Genomic DNA, 17035 nt, shown 5'->3' with positions numbered 1-17035 from the left:
CAATAAAATCTGCAATCCTCAAGCGTCCATATTGCAAAAAATTATTTTCTTTGGTGTCGCTATAAACTAATAACAAAGCTAATTTGACTCATCATGAACAGCCGGATCAGACCTCATATGCAATGTTGAAGTTGGAAATGCTATTTCTGCATTATGCTTTACGATAATGCTAGCCACTTTTAGTAACACATCTTGTTTGATTTTATGATAAAGCACCCATTTGGTCGTTTTGGTAAAAGTGTAAATAAAGAAATCGGCCGAAGAAGCGGCGAAGGCATCAAAATTCACGATTAATATTTGGTTGCTATCAATATCTTTATGTTCAGACAGCATCTTATGAACGTCTGAGACAATTTCTTCCATTTTATCTAGATCATCATAACGAATGCCTACCGTTTCATATATACGGCGATTCAACATTCTCGATGGGTTTTCTAAAGATATGCTATTAAAAATAGAATTTGGTATGTATAGCGGCCTCTGGTCAAATGTTCTGATCCTAGTCAAACGCCACCCAATATCTTCCACAGTACCTTCGATTTCTTGATCTGGAGATCTAACCCAGTCTCCAACTTTAAATGGCTGATCAAAATAAAGCATCAGGCCACCAAAAAAATTAGCCAAGAGATCCTTGGCAGCAAAACCAATAGCCAGCCCCCCCACCCCACCGAATGCAAGCAATCCAGAAATACTGTACCCAAATAACTGCATCGCAATCAAAATTGCTGTGATAATGACTGAGGCGCGCAATAATTTGCTCACTATTTTAGCTGTGGCCGCGTCGAATGGCTCTATCGTATATTCAGGGTGAGACAAATTACGCTCCGCCCGTTTAATCAGGTTAACCAAAAATAAGGCGCAAAGAAAAATTATAGCGGCTCGATTAATCGAGCCAATAAACTCATGAATTTCTGAACCTGCAGCTTTTGAAGCTACAGACGCCGCTAAATTAAAACTGATAATCCATATAGCCCAAACAGCGGGGCGCCTAGAGGCCTCAATAATCGCATCGTCCCAAACTGTTTTAGACTTAGCGGCTTGACTCTCAAGAAAATTTATCAGCTTGTTAGCCATTTGCGCCATAACAAATGCAAGGATAACAAGCAAAAAAATCTCCAACACCCACAGATAATAGCCGCCTGTCAAATCAACTAGCCAATTTTCTAAAACTGCCATAACAACTATTCCTTATTAATTCTACGTTAAGCTTTACTTGCCTTTAGGTAAAGCTAAGAGCTTTGCATTCACTGATTTCCACCGATCATCTTCAATCAAGCTATCCCATGATAATGTTACCTGGCGACTCATTCTGGATAATCTTGCTGATGGCACCCAGTTGTAGGATTCTAAAAAATCTAGCACCTCAATAACACCCTTCCGATTATTGCAAACTAAAACCATATCACAGCCAGCCTGAAGTGCAGCTTTAGCTTTGTTTGTGTAACCACCAACAATATCTGCACCCTTCATAGATAAATCATCGCTAAAAATAATTCCATCAAATTTCAACTCTTGTCTTAAGATTTTCTTTAACCATAACTCTGAAAATCCTACAGCATTTAAATCAATCTTAGGATAAATAATATGCGCTGGCATTATTGCATCTAAGCTATCAGCTAGACTCGTAAAAGGGATAAGATCGTGACCACGTAGCTCCTCTAAAGACCTTTGATCCAAGGGAGTTTCATGGTGGCTATCAGCACTTACACCTCCGTGGCCTGGAAAATGTTTTCCAGTAGCAGCCATTCCAGCTTCATGCATGCCTTCAATAAACAATTTGGCCGCCTTCGTTGCCAGAACTGGGTTATCAGAAAAAGATCGGTCTGCAATTACCTGACATTTATCTTTATCTAAATCAAGGACGGGAGCAAAACTAAAGTCTATGCCGCATGCCACTATTTCGGAGGCCATCAACCATCCGCAATCCTTGATAAATTTCTCTGCATATTCTGACCTAGAACCTAGAATCTCCCCTAGAGTCTTCATCGGCGGAATTTTAGTGAACCCATCACGAAAACGCTGCACCCTCCCGCCCTCTTGATCGACACAAATCAAAAGATCTGGTCTTATCATTCTAATGTCAGAGGTCAGAGATGTTATCTGCTCTCTACTTTGAAAATTTCTTGAAAAAAAGATAACCCCACCAATATGTGGGTTTGTTAATAAATGCTGTTCGGGGGCACTTAGCGAAAGGCCGCTCAAGTCAATTATTAAAGACCCTAATAACATAACACCTTCCTTTGAAATCTAGCTCACTAGTATAAGCTCAATTATATGCTGTCAATAGTAAACCAGATATGGGTACATTTTTACTTAATAATAGATTAATTATTTTTTGAGTAAGCACTATAATTTAATATCCGGACCCTGTAGTAAAGAATAAAGAAGCTAGTCAGAAAACCAAGTCATCTAATTGTCCGAAAAAATCCTTTGATATTAATGTAGCTTTAAACATATACTGTTAATAATTACAGTCTATATTTATTAACAGCTATAAATTTAACATAAATAGTAAATTTCAGCGTAAAAAAGGAAACAATGATGCGTAATTCCTCTCTAACGGCAAGGCAAGAGCAAGTTCTCAACCTGGTCAAGACGCATATTCAGGCGACTGGTTATCCGCCTACTAGGGCTGAAATAGCTACTGAATTTGGTTTTAAATCGCCCAATGCAGCAGAAGAGCACTTAAGAGCGCTAGCCAAAAAGGGTGCAATTGAAATGATCTCTGGAACCTCTCGAGGAATTCGCCTGCTAGAGGAAGAGCATAGCGGATTGCCTTTGGTTGGACGCGTAGCAGCCGGGGAAGCTATTTTGGCAATTGAAAATATTGAAGACTATCTAAAGGTGGCTCCAGACATGTTCCACCCTAGAGCAGATTTTTTATTAAGAGTTCAGGGCCGAAGTATGAAAAATATCGGAATAATGGACGGCGATCTCCTTGCTGTCCATAAAACAAATACTGCAGAAAACGGAGCAATCGTAGTTGCAAGAATTGAGGACGAAGTGACTGTGAAGCGCCTAAAAGTAAGCCCTAACGCCTATGAGGTAATTTTAGTACCAGAAAACGAGGAATTGGATCCAATCCTCGTTGACTTGAGAGCACAAAATTTTACAATTGAGGGTGTTAGTGTAGGGGTGCTTAGGACAAAATTTTAGTTAAGCTAACTTAAATCTAATGGATCAGGCGAGATGTACCGGAAAAATTATTTTCCTCTTCTGCTGACTGCAGAATATCCAGATCCATCTTATCAAACAAATCAATTCCTGCTTCAATCATAACTTTAGCAAGATCAATTTTTGATTCATCCGAAAACCCTTCAACTTCCCTTGAAAAGGAAATACGAATTAACGGTTCATCAGTATCATTGCCTCTTTTGAGGGCAATATCGCCATTAGGTAGCACAACTATTTCAAAAAAAGACATTCAATCATTCCATCTATTAAATAATACAGAAAATTATAACAGAGGTGCTTGCGAATACTAAGCAGGCATTTACAAAAATACGCTAACAAACATCAACATTCATACATAAGCTCTCGATGCCTCTTAATCATTTCAACAAAATCTTGCCTCCAGGCTGCTAGCAACTGGTAACTTAAGTGTATGTCATCATCCAGCTGCTTAACTTCAAGCAAAGAAGAAGACTGGGTATGGCTTTTACCAACCTCTAAAGAAGGGGGCAACGACAACTGTTTAAAAGCAGCGAGAAGCTGAAAAAGCCAACTAGAGCTACTCTCTGTCAAGCTTTTAATTTCTTGGATTTCGCTCGGCTCTTTGTTGATGCCACGAAGCCCCGCATCCAAGCCCTGTACAGAAAAGATTGATTCAGCTAATTTATATTGATATGTAGCAGCAATCTCTCTCAAGTAATTGAGATAAGCGCATTCAATCTGATAAAGTGCTGACTGACATAAAACGATTTCGAATTGATGCGAGTTATTTTCCTCTAAATAATCTTTTTTTGAAGCACCTTGATTTAGTAAAATATCACAAAAAAGTATCTTTTGGTTCACCACAGAAAGATAAGGGTTCATGATGGTTTTTACTCCTTTCGGTTATCTCCGATAATTTTAGATTTAGTTTTTATGGCTATAAATTATTTTTTAGTCACTTTGCGACCATCCTCTATCTTCCAGCAGCCATCAGTATAACGCCCTTTCCACCCCGTAGGTTTTCCGCCTAATTCAGTCTGAACATAATGCACTTTGTTCTTTCTATCAAACCGCACAAGTGCTTGCAGGCCCTCTGGATCCTGCTGAGGAGCACTAAAAAGATACTTATACTTGGAGTCAATTGCATCTTTATATGGAATCAATTCAACTACAAGCGGCGCTCTTGTCTCTCGATGTTTAGGATATTGGCTTGCAGCAAGAAAAATACCTACAGCGCCATCTCGCAATATATAATGATCTTCTACTTTAACACACAGCAAATCTGGCATTGGTACTGGGTCCATCTTTGGTGGAGCAGCCTCTCCGCTTCTAAGAAGCTTGCGGGTGTTCTTGCAATCTTCCGAAGTGCAACCGAAATATTTTCCGAATCGACCATCTTTTAAGTGCATATCCATTCCACACTTATCACACGATAGAGATGGGCCCTCATAGCCTTTGAGCACAAAAACTCCTTTCTCAACCTCAAAGCCTGAACAACTAGGATTTTTTCCACAAATATGAAGCTTTCTGGTTGTATCAACAAGATAACTATCCATAGTTGTGTCGCAAATCCCACAACGATGCTTATGGATTAACTGTCGCGACTCTGCTTCATCATCATCAACATTGATGGCCTCATCGCCAGAAGTGAGATTAAGGGTACTTTTGCATCGCTCCTTAGGAGGTAAACTATAACCAGAGCAGCCCAAAAAGACTCCCGTGGCACCAGTTCTAATAGTCATTGGCCTCCGACAATCTTGTCGCGGGCAATCTAAATCAACTAATGTCGGCTCATTAAGCCGCATACCGCCCTCTTCGGACTCAGCTCTGGATAGGCTTGCAGAAAAATCAACATAAAAATGATTCAAAACATCTTTCCAATTGCGATCTCCGCTTGCTACATCATCAAGATGGGTTTCCATTGCAGCAGTAAAGCCATAATCCATAAGATCAGAAAAGCTTTCATTTAAACGAACTGTAACAATATCGCCTATTTTTTCTGCGTAGAAGCGCCGATTATCCACTCTTACGTAACCAGCCTCCTGAATTCTTGAAATAATTGCTGCATAGGTGGAAGGTCTACCAATTCCCAGTTTTTCCAGCTCCTTAACCAAGGCGGCTTCAGAAAAACGGGGCGGAGGCTTAGTGAAATGCTGCAAAGGTACCAAAATATTCAATTTCATTACATCGCCGACACAGAGGTCAGGCAGCTCGTCATCATCATCTTTTTTACGGAGCAATGGCAATGCTTTAAGGTATCCATCAAAGCGCATAACACGGCCCTTAGCTTTTAACTCATAGTCAGCCGCCCCAACCTTTACTGTGGTACTAGTAAATTCAGCAGGCATCATTTGACAGGCAAGAAATTGTTGCCAAATCAACTGATAGAGCTGTTTTGCGTCATCCATGTCAATCAAATCATCAGGCGCAATATCAACATTCGAGGGTCGAATAGCCTCATGTGCCTCTTGTGCGTCCGATTTGCTACTGTAAGTATTAGGTTTTTCTGGTAAATATTTCTTGCCAAAATGTTGTTCAATATAACCCCTGCATGCCGTGACAGCATCAGCACTGAGATTGGTTGAGTCTGTTCTCATGTATGTAATGTATCCCCCTGCGTAAAGGCGTTGAGCCATAGTCATAGTTTTTTTAACGCCATACCCAAGCCTAGTGCTAGCAGCCTGCTGTAGGGTTGATGTGATGAAAGGAGCAGAGGGCTTGCTCCCTGTAGGTTTGTCTTCACGCTTAATTATACTGTAGCTAGCAGGGTGCAAGGCTTCCATAGCTGCATGTGCTTGCTCTTTATTTTCAGGTAGAAAGTTTTCGCCCGAGAAGCTCTTTACTTCGAAACGAATTTTTTCGCCAGATCCGGACTCAAGGTCTGCATGCAATGTCCAATACTCATCTGGATCAAATGCCTTAATTTCTCTTTCTCGCTCTACAATTAGCTTAACTGCGACCGACTGAACTCGGCCAGCTGATAAGCCTCTAGCAACTTTGCTCCAAAGTAATGGAGAAACCATAAATCCCACCACACGATCCAAGAAGCGGCGAGCCTGCTGAGCATTTACGCGATCTAAATCAAGCTCAGTCGGTTTAGAAAAAGCTTCCTGAATGGCTTTTTTAGTAATTTCGTTAAATACCACTCTTTTGTAGCGATCTTCGCTGCCACCAATAATTTCTCTAAGATGCCAAGCTATTGCTTCACCCTCTCTATCCAGATCTGTGGCCAGATAAATAGTATCGGCATTTTTGGCTAATTTTTTAAGTTCAGCGACTACTTTTTCTTTTCCGGGCAAAATTTCGTATCGAGCCTGCCAATCTTTTTCTGGGTTGATTCCCATGGAGCTAAACAGCTTTTCCCTGGCTTTTTTTATTTTATGGATCATCTTCTCTTCAGTCGGCATACTGCGGGTGATAGCAGCAGCTCGAGATCGAGCCAAAGGATCAGTCGTCGGCACACCCTTTGATACATCGCGAATATGCCCAATACTTGACTTGACAATAAATTCTGAGCCCAAATATTTATTGATGGTCTTGGCTTTGGCTGGCGATTCAACAATAACTAATGATTTTCCCATTGAATTATATTACTCATTAAATTAAATTTAACTACGATAAAGCCTACCCATTGCCAATTTCTTTACCAAAAAGGACCACACGCCCTCTTTGAGGTCGCTTTATTGGTACAATGACTACTAAAAGCTTGAAGAATAACTTATTACGAAGAGCATCTATTTAGATTAAACAGAAAGTATCAACGAAGCATGAATATACATCGACAAGCAGTAGGTTGGCCAAGAAAATTTTACTTTTATTTATAAAAATTTACTTCTAAGCATTACTGCATATATTTTTTCTTAGCAAGAAAAGCAGCTTATAGACGGTAATCACATCTTCTAATCCTCCGTGCTCCTTCCAGTATATTATCAACCCATCACTCCTCGCCTCTAATCCAAAAATATCAGCCGGAAGGCCATCTAATACCAATCCGATAGCATCCATGATGAGGTCATTCGATTCTCTGCTCAACCATTGCCAGCGGAGCCAAGGAGATGGACTACCCCTTGAAACACCTTTCGCTAACAACCAGTCCTCCATTCGGGGTTTTTGTGATCGCGGTGAATCAGGTATCCACGGCAATCTATAGGTAACGCAATCCAGTCTCGTTTCCCCTTGCCGGGCATCAGGGGGCGCACTGAGACTTACGATTAAACCTAAACGCGTAGCCTCTTTTCGCATATTTATCATAAGATTTTGACGAGGCGATTGTCGAAACCACATGAGAGGTGAGAGAATAACCAATAATACGAATGCAATTAATAGATACGTCATTGTTTGCTAACACTTTAATTTATTTTTCAGGTATAAGGCTATAAAGCCGCTATATAAAAAAGCTTACATCAGCTCTTTTTTATATCAAATCTAGTAGCTATGATAGGCGCAAATACATGGAATCTTCTAGATTTAAAATCTATTCATTTTTTATAACAGACAATACATTTACATTTTTATGGAACGAAATAACGATACAGCTCTCTGCAAGAAATGGTTAATATTTTTTACGCCGCTATTGCTTCAATCATCATTGCTGGCATTAGTTCTTTTGCTACCTCTAAAATCATGGGCCTCCGAAAAGAAAATAACAGAAGCCTCTCTAGAAGCCCAGCGAGAAAGCTTTCATCTTGCTTATAACGCACTTCAGGTTAGGGACAAAAAAACCTACTTAGATCAGTACGCAAAACTGGACACCTATCCCCTGAAGCACTATTTGGAGGCTCTGGAGTTACTTCAAAGAATTCATAGCCTCCCAAAAGAGCATGTAAGGCAATTTTTAAAACGGCATAATGAAACAGCTATCGCAGACGACATACGCCATCACTGGCTGGAAACTTTACGCAAACGAAACAAATGGCAAGATTACTTAATCGACTATAAAAAAAGTGGGGCCTCAACAAAACAGCAGTGCTACTACCAGCTGGCAAGAATTAAACGCAACAGTGATGATAGAAATGATGCGATCTTAGGTGCAATCAAGCTATGGTCTGTTGGCAAATCTCAACCCAAAGAATGCGATAAACTGTTTTTAATCTTAGTTCAAGGCAACTATATTACTGAAAATATTGCATGGCAGCGCTACATTAAATCAATCCTAAATCGTCAATACCAATTATCAAGGTACTTGCTACGATTTATTGCTGACCCTGAGCATCAAAAACTAGCAGACAAAATTTATCGAATATATCGCTACAAAAATGCTGTGACCGACCGCAAGCTATTCACCAGCAATGAGCTGCAATTAAACAGCGCAGAGATACATGAGGCTCTTTCCTACGGGCTACGCCGACTAGCAAAAAAAGATGCGTCTCAAGCGCTTGAGTACTTTGATGCATATAAAACAACGCATCATTTCAGCGCCGAACAAACAAGCAAAGTTGTTGCCGCATTGGTCAAAGGATTTTATTTTCAAAATCAGTTAGAAGCTTCTGATCAGTACCTCACAGAGAACATCACCCTAGCAGATAGTAAACTTCTTGAATGGCGCACCCGACAATCTATTCGATCTGGAGACTGGGAAGATACGTTGCTCTGGATAAAAAGTATGCCTACAAACCTAAAAAATAAACAAGTTTGGAGGTATTGGGGCCAAAGAAGCAAAGATCTATCTGAACAAAAAATAGCTACCAGCAAAAGCAGCTCATCGATTACCCAAAGAAATTACACCCACTTGTCTCTTGAACGTAGCTTTTATGGATTTTTGAGCAGTCAGTGGTTAGGAATAGAGAATAGCATGAATCACAAAGACTCAGCTTTGGGCCTGCAAGAACTATTAAAACTAGAAGAACGGCCTGGGATGATTCGCACTAGAGAGTTGCTCCATCATAAGCAATATCTTTCTGCGCGTAGAGCGTGGAACCAGACCACGAGAAAATTCAACAAAACAGAATGGATATTAGCGGCTCATTTATGTAAAAAATGGCAATGGCATAATGGCGCTATAACCAGCATGATAAGGGCAGAATACTGGGATAATATTGAACTACGCTTTCCGGTTTCTTTTGAAGGTGAGTTTCAAGAACACTCAAGGTTAAATGGAATTCCGAAACATTGGTTAATTTCTCTCGCTCGCCAAGAAAGTGCTTTTTATGTGAAGGCGTTATCGCCTGCTGGGGCAAAAGGATTAATGCAGCTAATGCCATCAACAGCGCGCGCGGTGGCGCGCAAAAATTTCGCGCCCTACGAAGGTAGTGATGACCTATATGACCCTGAGAAAAATATTGCCCTAGGTAGTCTTTATTTTCGAGAGATGCTGGATCGCTTCAATAACAATCGTATCCTAGCAATAGCTGCTTACAATGCAGGCCCCAGCAGGGTACAACGCTGGAATAAAATAACTGCAGGAAAACTCCCATTTGACGCTTGGATTGAAGCTATTCCTTTTAAAGAAACCCGCAACTACGTACAAAATGTACTGGCTTTTTCGGCAATATATGCCAAGAAATTAGGCATCCATGAGCAAATGATAAGCGAGCAAGAGAAAATGCAGCGACTATGACTGATCTATATCGATGTGAAAGTCCGTTAATTGATATAGGGGTAAATCTTACTCACGCAGCCTTTGATAACAACTTAGTGTCTGTCTTGGACCGTGCGCAACAGGCTAATGTAAGCAAGCTAATCATCACCGGTACAGATGAGCGAGAAAGTGTACGTAGCTTAAATCTTTGTCAAGATGTGGCATTAGATTATCCTAATATGCTGTATACCACATGCGGCATACATCCTCACAATGCCAAAGAATTTAACACGGAAACCATAACCAACCTGAAGAGCCTAGCTGCCAACAAAGAAGTGGTTGCGATTGGAGAGGCGGGGCTTGACTTCCATCGCAACTTTTCACCTCCCAAGGATCAAGAAAAGGCGTTTGAAGCACAACTTGAGCTAGCAGTCGAATTGCAGCTACCTATGTTTTTGCATGAAAGAGATGCGCATCAACGCCAACTGGCAATATTGAAGCAATACCGCGATCATCTAACAAGCGCTGTAATTCACTGCTTTACAGGCGATCAAACTTCTTTATTTAACTATCTCGATCTAGATCTACATATCGGTATTACAGGGTGGATTTGCGACGAAAGGCGCGGTCAAGAACTACAAAGAATTGCTAAAGATATCCCATTAAATCGATTGATGCTAGAAACTGATGCGCCCTACCTTTTACCAAGAACGATGAATCACACAACCAAGAAAAAAATAAACGAACCGGCATTCTTGCCTTGGGTGTTAAGTGCTGTTGCCGATCAGCGGGCTGAGACCATGCTGGAAATTGCAGAGGAGACCACGCTAACATCAACCCTCTTTTTCAATCTATAACTGAGCTCAAAAAATGAAAGATGTTCATATAAACAGGGAGCCTGTTGAGCTCTATAAAATACTGAAATTTGAAGGAATGACTGAGAGTGGCGCTGAAGCTAAGATCGCTGTTGCTAGCGGCCTAGTAAAGGTAAATGGTGCTACTGAAACCAGAAAAAGGAAAAAAATTATTTCTGGGGATATTATTATGTACAACAATGAAAAAATGTATGTGCGGTTGGTGTAAAAAATTATTCAAACTTTATAGGTAAATATATGACTGCTTGCAAGAACAAACAAGTGCTGCTTATATCAAGACCTAAAGGTATTCCCACAGCTGATAATTTTCAAATTGTAGAATCGGTATTACCTGTCATTACCAGGGATCAAGTTCTTGTTCGCAACATATATCTATCTGTAGAGCCAGCAATGAAAGGATGGGTTAGTGCTACTGAAAATTACGCCGAACCAGTTGCATTAAACAGTGTTATGCGGTCTTTCGCTACAGGCGTGGTCATTGACTCACTCCACCCCAACTTTCTTCCAGGAGAGTTTGTTACAGGACTTTTTGGATGGCAAGAATATGCTCTAGTCGAAGCAGGTGTCATTGATCGAAAAATAGCTGCTCATTCGCTACCTATATCGACATCGCTTGGCGTTCTTGGTCTAAATGGAATGACAGCGTACTTTGGGCTTCTAGATATTGGGCAGCCTCTTTCAGAAGAGACTGTAGTTGTATCAACAGCTGCAGGAGCTGTTGGCTCATGTGTTGGTCAAATTGCCAAATTAAAAAACTGTCACACGATAGGGATCACCGGAAGCCAAGAAAAAGTAGATCTATGTAGGCAGCTGTATCAGTATGATCAAGCCATCAATTACAATGATGAGAAATTTGAGAAAGAGCTTGCCCAAGCCTGCCCTAAAGGTATTGATGTCTATTTTGACAACACCGGGGGTATAATTAGTGATGCCGTTTTGCAACTATTGAATATCGGCGGACGTATTGTAGTCTGTGGCACCTCATCGATAAGCAACTGGGAAGAGCACCCTATTGGGCCCAGGCAAGAACGAAAAATTCTAGTAAATCGAGCGCGTATGGAAGGATTTTTAGTCTTTGACTATAAAGAGCGATATCCAGAAGCATTAGCAGCTCTCACTGAATGGGTGAGCGCCGGGCTAATAAAGTATCGTGAAGAGATCTTATGTGGAATTGAAAAGGCGCCTTGTTCAATTTCATCTCTTTATCGAGGGAAAAATCTTGGCAAATGTCTTATTCAAATATACAAAATATAAGCATAGCTTGGGCTAGCATCCATCTATTAAAAATTATAAGTGATCCTTTGAAGCCATAAGGTGCTTTATTTGCCTTGCAGTAAAAGGCCACCCTTTTTCTTCGCCTTGCGGCGAAACAATCACAGGTATTCGAAGCCTATACTTTTCGTAAAGCAGATCATTGCTCGTAATACTAATCTCGTGAAGCATCCAGCCTGTGTCGTTCAAAACATCAGCTATAAGCGATTTCGCTTGCTCACAAAGATGACAACGGGAGCCAACATATAATATAAAAATTTTATTCATAGTGACGGATTAACCAGCAATTATGAATTTTTTGATTCCTCTGAAAGTCCGGATCAAGTGTTTTTTTGGTTATATTCTCAACCCTATAGTGTTCTTCGATGCTTGTAGACATAGAAAAATTTCTAAAGTTGTTAGAAAATACAAGAATCCCGTTAGGAGCAAGAATCAACATAGTATCCTTTATTAATTTCACGTGATCACGCTGTATATCCAACACTGAATCCATTTTTTTTGAATTAGAGAACGTTGGCGGATCGAGAAAAATTAAATCGAACTGCGTCTCTCTGTTATTTACCTTAGTCGCATTAGCGAGCCAACCAAGGCAATCTTCTTTGAGTAGCTGATGACAGTTAATATCCATTTTATTTAAAATAAAGTTTCGTTCCGCCCAATCAATATAGCTGCTCGACATATCTATACTTAGGCTAGATGTAGCGCCGCCTAAAGCAGCATGTACAGTAGCTGTCGCCGTATAGCAAAATAAATTAAGGAACCGTTTACCTTTAGCCATATCGCAAATCATTCGACGAACTGGTCGATGATCAAGAAATAAGCCTGTATCTAGATAAACCGCTAAGTTAACTTCGAATACAGCCTTCCCTTCCGTTACATTAAAGCTAGCGCTCTTCTCTTGATGGCCATCTTTTCGTTGGTACTGGCTGTCACCTTTTTGTCGTCGACGCTCCTTAAAGAATGCACGGGAAGTATTTCCCCTCAAATGTTGGCTGATGACTTCACGAACCTCACCTAAGTGTTTTTCTGCTTGGTGTGACTCTATGTCTGACGGGGGAGCATACTCTTGAACATGAATAGCCTGATCGTAGACATCAACAGCGACAGCATATTCGGGCATATCGGCATCATAAAGGCGATAACAGTTAACTTCAGATTGATTTATCCACGAATTCAATTTTCTAAAATTTTTCTTTAGGCGGTTAGCAAACATCTTTGCGCCTTCTGTCATTACAGTCTCATGATCCACTGGTGTCTCTTGAGGGGAGATCACATCTATCTTTTCAGCTTCGCTTCGAAGTTGGTATAAAAGAAATTGGCTGGGAATGGCACCATTAAATAACTTATATTTTTTATTTGCCCTAAGCCGCAACTCTCCAGCTAGCTCAGCATTGCTTGTCATTATCGCTAAGCGCCATCCGGGGCACTCTCGTTTAGCTAACTCCCCAAGACTCTGATAGAGGGGCCTCAATTCCTCAGCATCCCCCCAACGCTCGCCATAAGGGGGATTGCAAATCATCAGGCCATGTTCTATTTGAGTGTGGGTGGGTATTTTAAACGCCAACATAGGCTTAGGTGTTACTCGCACATGCTTATCAAGCCCAGCAGATGCTATGTTTTCCTGAGAGGACTTAATAGCCCTGGAGTCTTTGTCGTAACCACGTATTTCGGGCAGATTTCTTGCAAGCCCCAACTGACATCTATCTATAGCATCCTGTCTAACTCCACCCCATAAAACTTTGTCATGCTGCAACCAACCATGAAATCCAAATTTTTCTCGATTCAGATTTGGAGCAATATCTGCAGCCATCATGGCTCCCTCAATAAGCAAAGTGCCACTCCCGCACATAGGGTCAATAAGCGCTCCGCCTTGGGCTGAAATATCCAACCAACCAGCACGTAAAAGTAAAGCAGCGGCTAGGTTTTCCTTTAAGGGAGCTGCTACCATAGCTGCTCTATATCCACGTTTATGGAGGCTGTCACCTGACAAATCGAGGCTAACATTTACTTGATCTTTAGATAAACGCACATTGATACGAATATCTGGATTTTTTAGGTCAACATCAGATCGGTCGCCAAAATACTCTTGGAGGGCATCGACAATACCGTCTTTTACCCGCTGAGCTCCAAATTGAGTATGACGAATTGCATCATTGGATCCAGAAAAATCAACAGCAATACTTTCACGCGGAGTTAGATGCAAATGCCAAGGAACTTTTTTAATCCCTTGATGCAAGTCATTGTCATTGATCACTTTAAATTTAGCTAAAGGCAGCAGTATCCTGTTAGCAACACGAGACCAAAGGCAGGCCTTGTAAGCAAAACTTACAGCCCCTTCAGCAAAAACGCCAGCAACTGTTAGGCCGACTTTGTCTGCACCAAGGGATTTAAGCTCACTAGCGAGCAATTCTTCAAGACCTTTTGGGCAGGTAGCAAAAATTTTATTCATACATAAAGACCGCACTCTTAGAGGCTTTTAGAAACAATTTCATATGTATCTCTAGACAACTTTTTCGTTGAAATAATTCTATCCAGTTGTGCTCTCATAAGCTCACCGCGCGCTTGCGGAAAACTGCGCCAGCGAGTCAAGGGGGTCAATATTCTTGCAGAAATTTGCGGATTTATCTTATCTAGAGCAAGCACTTGATCAGCAAGAAAGTGATAGCCAGCGCCGCCTTCACAGTGGAAGTTAATTGGATTATTAGAGCAGAACACGCCAATCAATGATCTAACTTTATTAGGATTCTTAAAATCAAATGCAGAATGCGACATTAGAGCTTCTACCCTTTTCAGGCCCCCAGGCAAAGAACATGAGCCTTGGAGTTGAAACCACTGATTCAATACTAAAGGCTCATGCTTCCATTCTTCATAAAATTGATGCAAGGACTCCTTTGCAAGACCTATTGCGTCAGACCTAGAATCGTTAATTAGGGTGGCTAAGGATGAAAGTCGATCCGTCATATTATCAGCGCTATAAATTTGAGACTGAAGTAGCTGCAATGAGTCCTCTGTTTTTCCATTCGAGAGATAACGCAAAGCTAGGTTCTTCAAGCTACGTCGGGCAGCCTCATCCGCATTATAAACATACTCGCTAGAAGACAGATTACCTACATATAGATCTCTCCATTGATCAGCAAGACCTTCCCCTAGCTCATTCAGTATAAAGTTTCGGACCGCATGGATCGCCTCAACATCAATCTCCTCTGACAATTCAGCCATTATTAACTCTGAGGGCAATGTTAAAACTAATGCTTTCATTGCAAGATCATTACCAGGCTCTTCAATAACACTGGAGAATGCCTTACTTAAGCGAGGGTTGAGTGTTAGTTTGTTCTCGACACGATATTGACAAAGCATCGGCTTCATAAGGTTGATGGCCAGCTGCTGAGACGCGTTCCAACGATTAAACCCATCCTCGTCTCGTGACATGAGAGCAGCCAAATCATCCAGTGAGTACGGGTACTCTAACTTAACTGGGGCAGAGAAATCCTGCAGAAGCGACGGGACTGGATATTCGGAAATATTATCAAAGAAAAAGGTTTGCTCTTCTTCTGTTATCTCTAGAAGCACAGATGTATCTGCGTTACTAGAAAGAGGCAAGGCTCCCTGGCTTCCAACTAACCCCACCCTAACTGGTATATGATAAGTATCCTTCACGTTCGATTCGAATATTGAATTTTTCGCTGCTTGACATGACTGCTTAAAGCTCAGCTTGTATTGCTGGGTCTTTAAGTCATATTCACTGTTAACTGTTAATTTTGGGGTTCCTGACTTTCGATACCAGGTCATAAATTGACCAAAGTCACGGCCACTCACTTCAGCCATCACTGACACAAAGTCATCTATAGTCACAGCCTGGCCATCATATTTTGAAAAATAAAGATCCGATCCTCTGCGGAATAATTCAGGCCCCAGCAATGTACAAATCATTCTGACAATTTCGGCACCCTTTTCATAAATAGTGACCGTATAAAAATTTGAAATTTCTATATATGATAAAGGCTGCACAGGGTGCGCTGTCGGTCCTGAATCCTCTGAAAATTGAACTGTTCTAAGGAAATTAATATCTTCCACGCGTTTAACTGAAGGTGAGCCCATATATGCAGAAAATTCGGCATCCCTGAAAACTGTAAAACCCTCTTTTAGGCTCAGCTGAAACCAATCTCTACATGTCACCCTATTTCCAGACCAATTGTGAAAATACTCATGAGCAACAACAGCCTCCACTCTCTTAAAGGCATCATCCGTTGTTGTTTCTGAATGAGCCAAGACACATGAGGTATTAAAAATATTTAACCCCTTGTTCTCCATGGCGCCCATATTGAAATCATCTACAGCGACAATCATATAAAGATCTAGATCATATTCCCTGCCAAAAACCCGCTCATCCCAACTCATGGCATTCTTTAGCGACTGTATCGCATGGCTACATTTTCCTATATCTTTCGGCTCAACATACAATCGAATATCGACATGCTTACCAGAACAGGTTGCAAAGCTGTCTGTCACCATAGATAGATCGCCAGCGACTATAGCAAACAGGTAGGAGGGTTTTGGAAAAGGGTCATGCCAGGTGGCCCAATGGCGTCCTTTATTTAGATCTACTCCAGCGCTGTTGATAATGGGTGGCATATCGCCGGCGTCCACCAAGTTTCCATTAGACAGCAACACCGGGCAAACCAACCTATCTCCAATAATGGTTGTTGTAAATTCAGACATGACATCCGGGCGATCCAGATAATATGTAATACGACGAAACCCCTCAGCTTCGCATTGAGTGCAGTACATTGTACGAGACTTAAACAGTCCCTCCAACGAGGTGTTGTTCTTAGGAAATATGAGCACTTCTGTCGTGAGAACAAAATGATCAGGCACAGAATAAATAGTAATGTCATTTTCTGTCAAACTATAGTGTTCTGAAGTTAAAAAATCGCCGTTGATCGAGATGGATTGTAGCGTTAGCTCTTGACCAGCAAGCTGCAGGCTCTTTTTTAAACACTGGCTATTTGGATTATGCCTAATGGCCAATATTGCTAACACCTGAACTGAATCTTCTAAAATTTCGATACGTAATTCTGTTTTATCGATCAAGAAGCTTGGGGCTTCATAGTCACTCAAGTATGTCGTTTCTGGGAGAAAATTCTTGGTTTCCATTGGTTGCCTGCCTTAGAGTTAGCGGTATTTAGAGTATTGAGAGCAAAAAACTGCTTGCATGAAG

14 protein-coding genes are annotated in these 17035 nt (G+C 41.1%); 5 read left to right on the top strand and 9 right to left on the bottom strand.

Going from position 1 to position 17035, the window contains the following annotated elements; all coding sequences use genetic code 11:
* Positions 1–78: 78 nt before the first annotated feature.
* A complete protein-coding gene (locus ABXT41_RS03025) occupies positions 79–1176 on the bottom strand; it encodes a mechanosensitive ion channel family protein (protein WP_415391348.1) in 1098 nt (365 codons plus the stop codon).
* Between the two features lie 33 nt (positions 1177–1209).
* Complete coding sequence (nagZ, locus tag ABXT41_RS03020) at positions 1210–2229, bottom strand: beta-N-acetylhexosaminidase (protein WP_415391347.1); 1020 nt, start codon at positions 2227–2229, stop codon at positions 1210–1212.
* 312 nt (positions 2230–2541) lie between these two features.
* Here nagZ and lexA point away from each other — a divergent pair, with 312 nt between their 5' ends.
* A complete protein-coding gene (lexA, locus tag ABXT41_RS03015) occupies positions 2542–3156 on the top strand; it encodes a transcriptional repressor LexA (RefSeq protein ID WP_415391444.1) in 615 nt (204 codons plus the stop codon).
* Positions 3157–3172: 16 nt separating this feature from the next.
* On the opposite strand, the gene ABXT41_RS03010 is transcribed toward lexA, so the two are convergent.
* From ABXT41_RS03010 to ABXT41_RS02995, 4 genes are all read right to left on the bottom strand, one after another.
* Positions 3173–3424 (bottom strand): hypothetical protein, encoded by a 252-nt coding sequence (locus ABXT41_RS03010; RefSeq protein WP_415391346.1) that lies wholly within the window; start codon positions 3422–3424, stop codon positions 3173–3175.
* Between the two features lie 92 nt (positions 3425–3516).
* Entirely contained in the window at positions 3517–4035 is a 519-nt protein-coding gene (locus tag ABXT41_RS03005; RefSeq protein ID WP_415391345.1) for a DUF6586 family protein, read from the bottom strand.
* Between the two features lie 62 nt (positions 4036–4097).
* Positions 4098–6734 (bottom strand): type I DNA topoisomerase, encoded by a 2637-nt coding sequence (topA, locus tag ABXT41_RS03000; RefSeq protein WP_415391344.1) that lies wholly within the window; start codon positions 6732–6734, stop codon positions 4098–4100.
* A gap of 253 nt (positions 6735–6987) precedes the next feature.
* Positions 6988–7488 (bottom strand): hypothetical protein, encoded by a 501-nt coding sequence (locus tag ABXT41_RS02995; RefSeq protein WP_415391343.1) that lies wholly within the window; start codon positions 7486–7488, stop codon positions 6988–6990.
* Positions 7489–7666: 178 nt separating this feature from the next.
* On the opposite strand from ABXT41_RS02995, the gene ABXT41_RS02990 reads away from it, so the two are divergent.
* The 4 genes from ABXT41_RS02990 to ABXT41_RS02975 are packed head-to-tail and all read left to right on the top strand — an operon-like array spanning position 7667 to position 11799.
* Positions 7667–9709, top strand: coding sequence for a transglycosylase SLT domain-containing protein (locus ABXT41_RS02990; protein ID WP_415391342.1), 2043 nt, complete (start codon positions 7667–7669; stop codon positions 9707–9709).
* Positions 9706–10527: a TatD family hydrolase gene (locus tag ABXT41_RS02985; protein WP_415391341.1), complete on the top strand. Its 822-nt coding sequence runs from the start codon at positions 9706–9708 to the stop codon at positions 10525–10527. Before ABXT41_RS02990 ends, ABXT41_RS02985 begins: the two co-directional genes overlap by 4 nt.
* Before the next feature lie 13 nt (positions 10528–10540).
* Positions 10541–10753, top strand: coding sequence for an RNA-binding S4 domain-containing protein (locus ABXT41_RS02980; protein WP_415391340.1), 213 nt, complete (start codon positions 10541–10543; stop codon positions 10751–10753).
* A 29-nt stretch (positions 10754–10782) separates the two neighbouring features.
* The gene (locus tag ABXT41_RS02975; protein WP_415391339.1) at positions 10783–11799 is read left to right on the top strand and encodes an NADP-dependent oxidoreductase; all 1017 of its coding nucleotides are present in this window, start codon (positions 10783–10785) and stop codon (positions 11797–11799) included.
* 33 nt (positions 11800–11832) lie between these two features.
* Here ABXT41_RS02975 and ABXT41_RS02970 read toward each other — a convergent pair whose 3' ends face one another.
* Genes ABXT41_RS02970 through pepN form a run of 3 tightly spaced genes read right to left on the bottom strand, consistent with a single transcriptional unit; the run spans position 11833 to position 16971 of the window.
* Positions 11833–12084 carry a glutaredoxin family protein gene (locus ABXT41_RS02970; RefSeq protein ID WP_415391338.1) on the bottom strand — a complete coding sequence of 84 codons (252 nt, stop codon included), beginning with the start codon at positions 12082–12084 and terminating at the stop codon, positions 11833–11835.
* A complete protein-coding gene (gene rlmKL, locus ABXT41_RS02965) occupies positions 12077–14266 on the bottom strand; it encodes a bifunctional 23S rRNA (guanine(2069)-N(7))-methyltransferase RlmK/23S rRNA (guanine(2445)-N(2))-methyltransferase RlmL (protein WP_415391337.1) in 2190 nt (729 codons plus the stop codon). The genes ABXT41_RS02970 and rlmKL overlap by 8 nt, the downstream gene beginning before the upstream one ends.
* 17 nt (positions 14267–14283) lie before the next feature.
* Positions 14284–16971, bottom strand: coding sequence for an aminopeptidase N (gene pepN / locus ABXT41_RS02960; protein WP_415391336.1), 2688 nt, complete (start codon positions 16969–16971; stop codon positions 14284–14286).
* Positions 16972–17035: the final 64 nt, after the last annotated feature.

It is taken from the genome of Porticoccus sp. Uisw_050_02 (genome assembly GCF_047729555.1).
In the GTDB taxonomy this organism is placed as follows: Bacteria; Pseudomonadota; Gammaproteobacteria; order Pseudomonadales; family Porticoccaceae; genus Porticoccus.
Note: the sequence above shows the minus strand (reverse complement) of the source record. Positions and strands in the feature narration are given on the sequence as shown.

Coding starts and splice junctions, on each gene's coding strand:
- ABXT41_RS03025 (WP_415391348.1), bottom strand. CDS start 1,176: ATGGCAGTTTTAGAAAATTGGCTAGTTGATTTGACAGGCGGCTATTAT.
- nagZ (WP_415391347.1), bottom strand. CDS start 2,229: ATGTTATTAGGGTCTTTAATAATTGACTTGAGCGGCCTTTCGCTAAGT.
- lexA (WP_415391444.1), top strand. CDS start 2,542: ATGCGTAATTCCTCTCTAACGGCAAGGCAAGAGCAAGTTCTCAACCTG.
- ABXT41_RS03010 (WP_415391346.1), bottom strand. CDS start 3,424: ATGTCTTTTTTTGAAATAGTTGTGCTACCTAATGGCGATATTGCCCTC.
- ABXT41_RS03005 (WP_415391345.1), bottom strand. CDS start 4,035: ATGAACCCTTATCTTTCTGTGGTGAACCAAAAGATACTTTTTTGTGAT.
- topA (WP_415391344.1), bottom strand. CDS start 6,734: ATGGGAAAATCATTAGTTATTGTTGAATCGCCAGCCAAAGCCAAGACC.
- ABXT41_RS02995 (WP_415391343.1), bottom strand. CDS start 7,488: ATGACGTATCTATTAATTGCATTCGTATTATTGGTTATTCTCTCACCT.
- ABXT41_RS02990 (WP_415391342.1), top strand. CDS start 7,667: ATGGAACGAAATAACGATACAGCTCTCTGCAAGAAATGGTTAATATTT.
- ABXT41_RS02985 (WP_415391341.1), top strand. CDS start 9,706: ATGACTGATCTATATCGATGTGAAAGTCCGTTAATTGATATAGGGGTA.
- ABXT41_RS02980 (WP_415391340.1), top strand. CDS start 10,541: ATGAAAGATGTTCATATAAACAGGGAGCCTGTTGAGCTCTATAAAATA.
- ABXT41_RS02975 (WP_415391339.1), top strand. CDS start 10,783: ATGACTGCTTGCAAGAACAAACAAGTGCTGCTTATATCAAGACCTAAA.
- ABXT41_RS02970 (WP_415391338.1), bottom strand. CDS start 12,084: ATGAATAAAATTTTTATATTATATGTTGGCTCCCGTTGTCATCTTTGT.
- rlmKL (WP_415391337.1), bottom strand. CDS start 14,266: ATGAATAAAATTTTTGCTACCTGCCCAAAAGGTCTTGAAGAATTGCTC.
- pepN (WP_415391336.1), bottom strand. CDS start 16,971: ATGGAAACCAAGAATTTTCTCCCAGAAACGACATACTTGAGTGACTAT.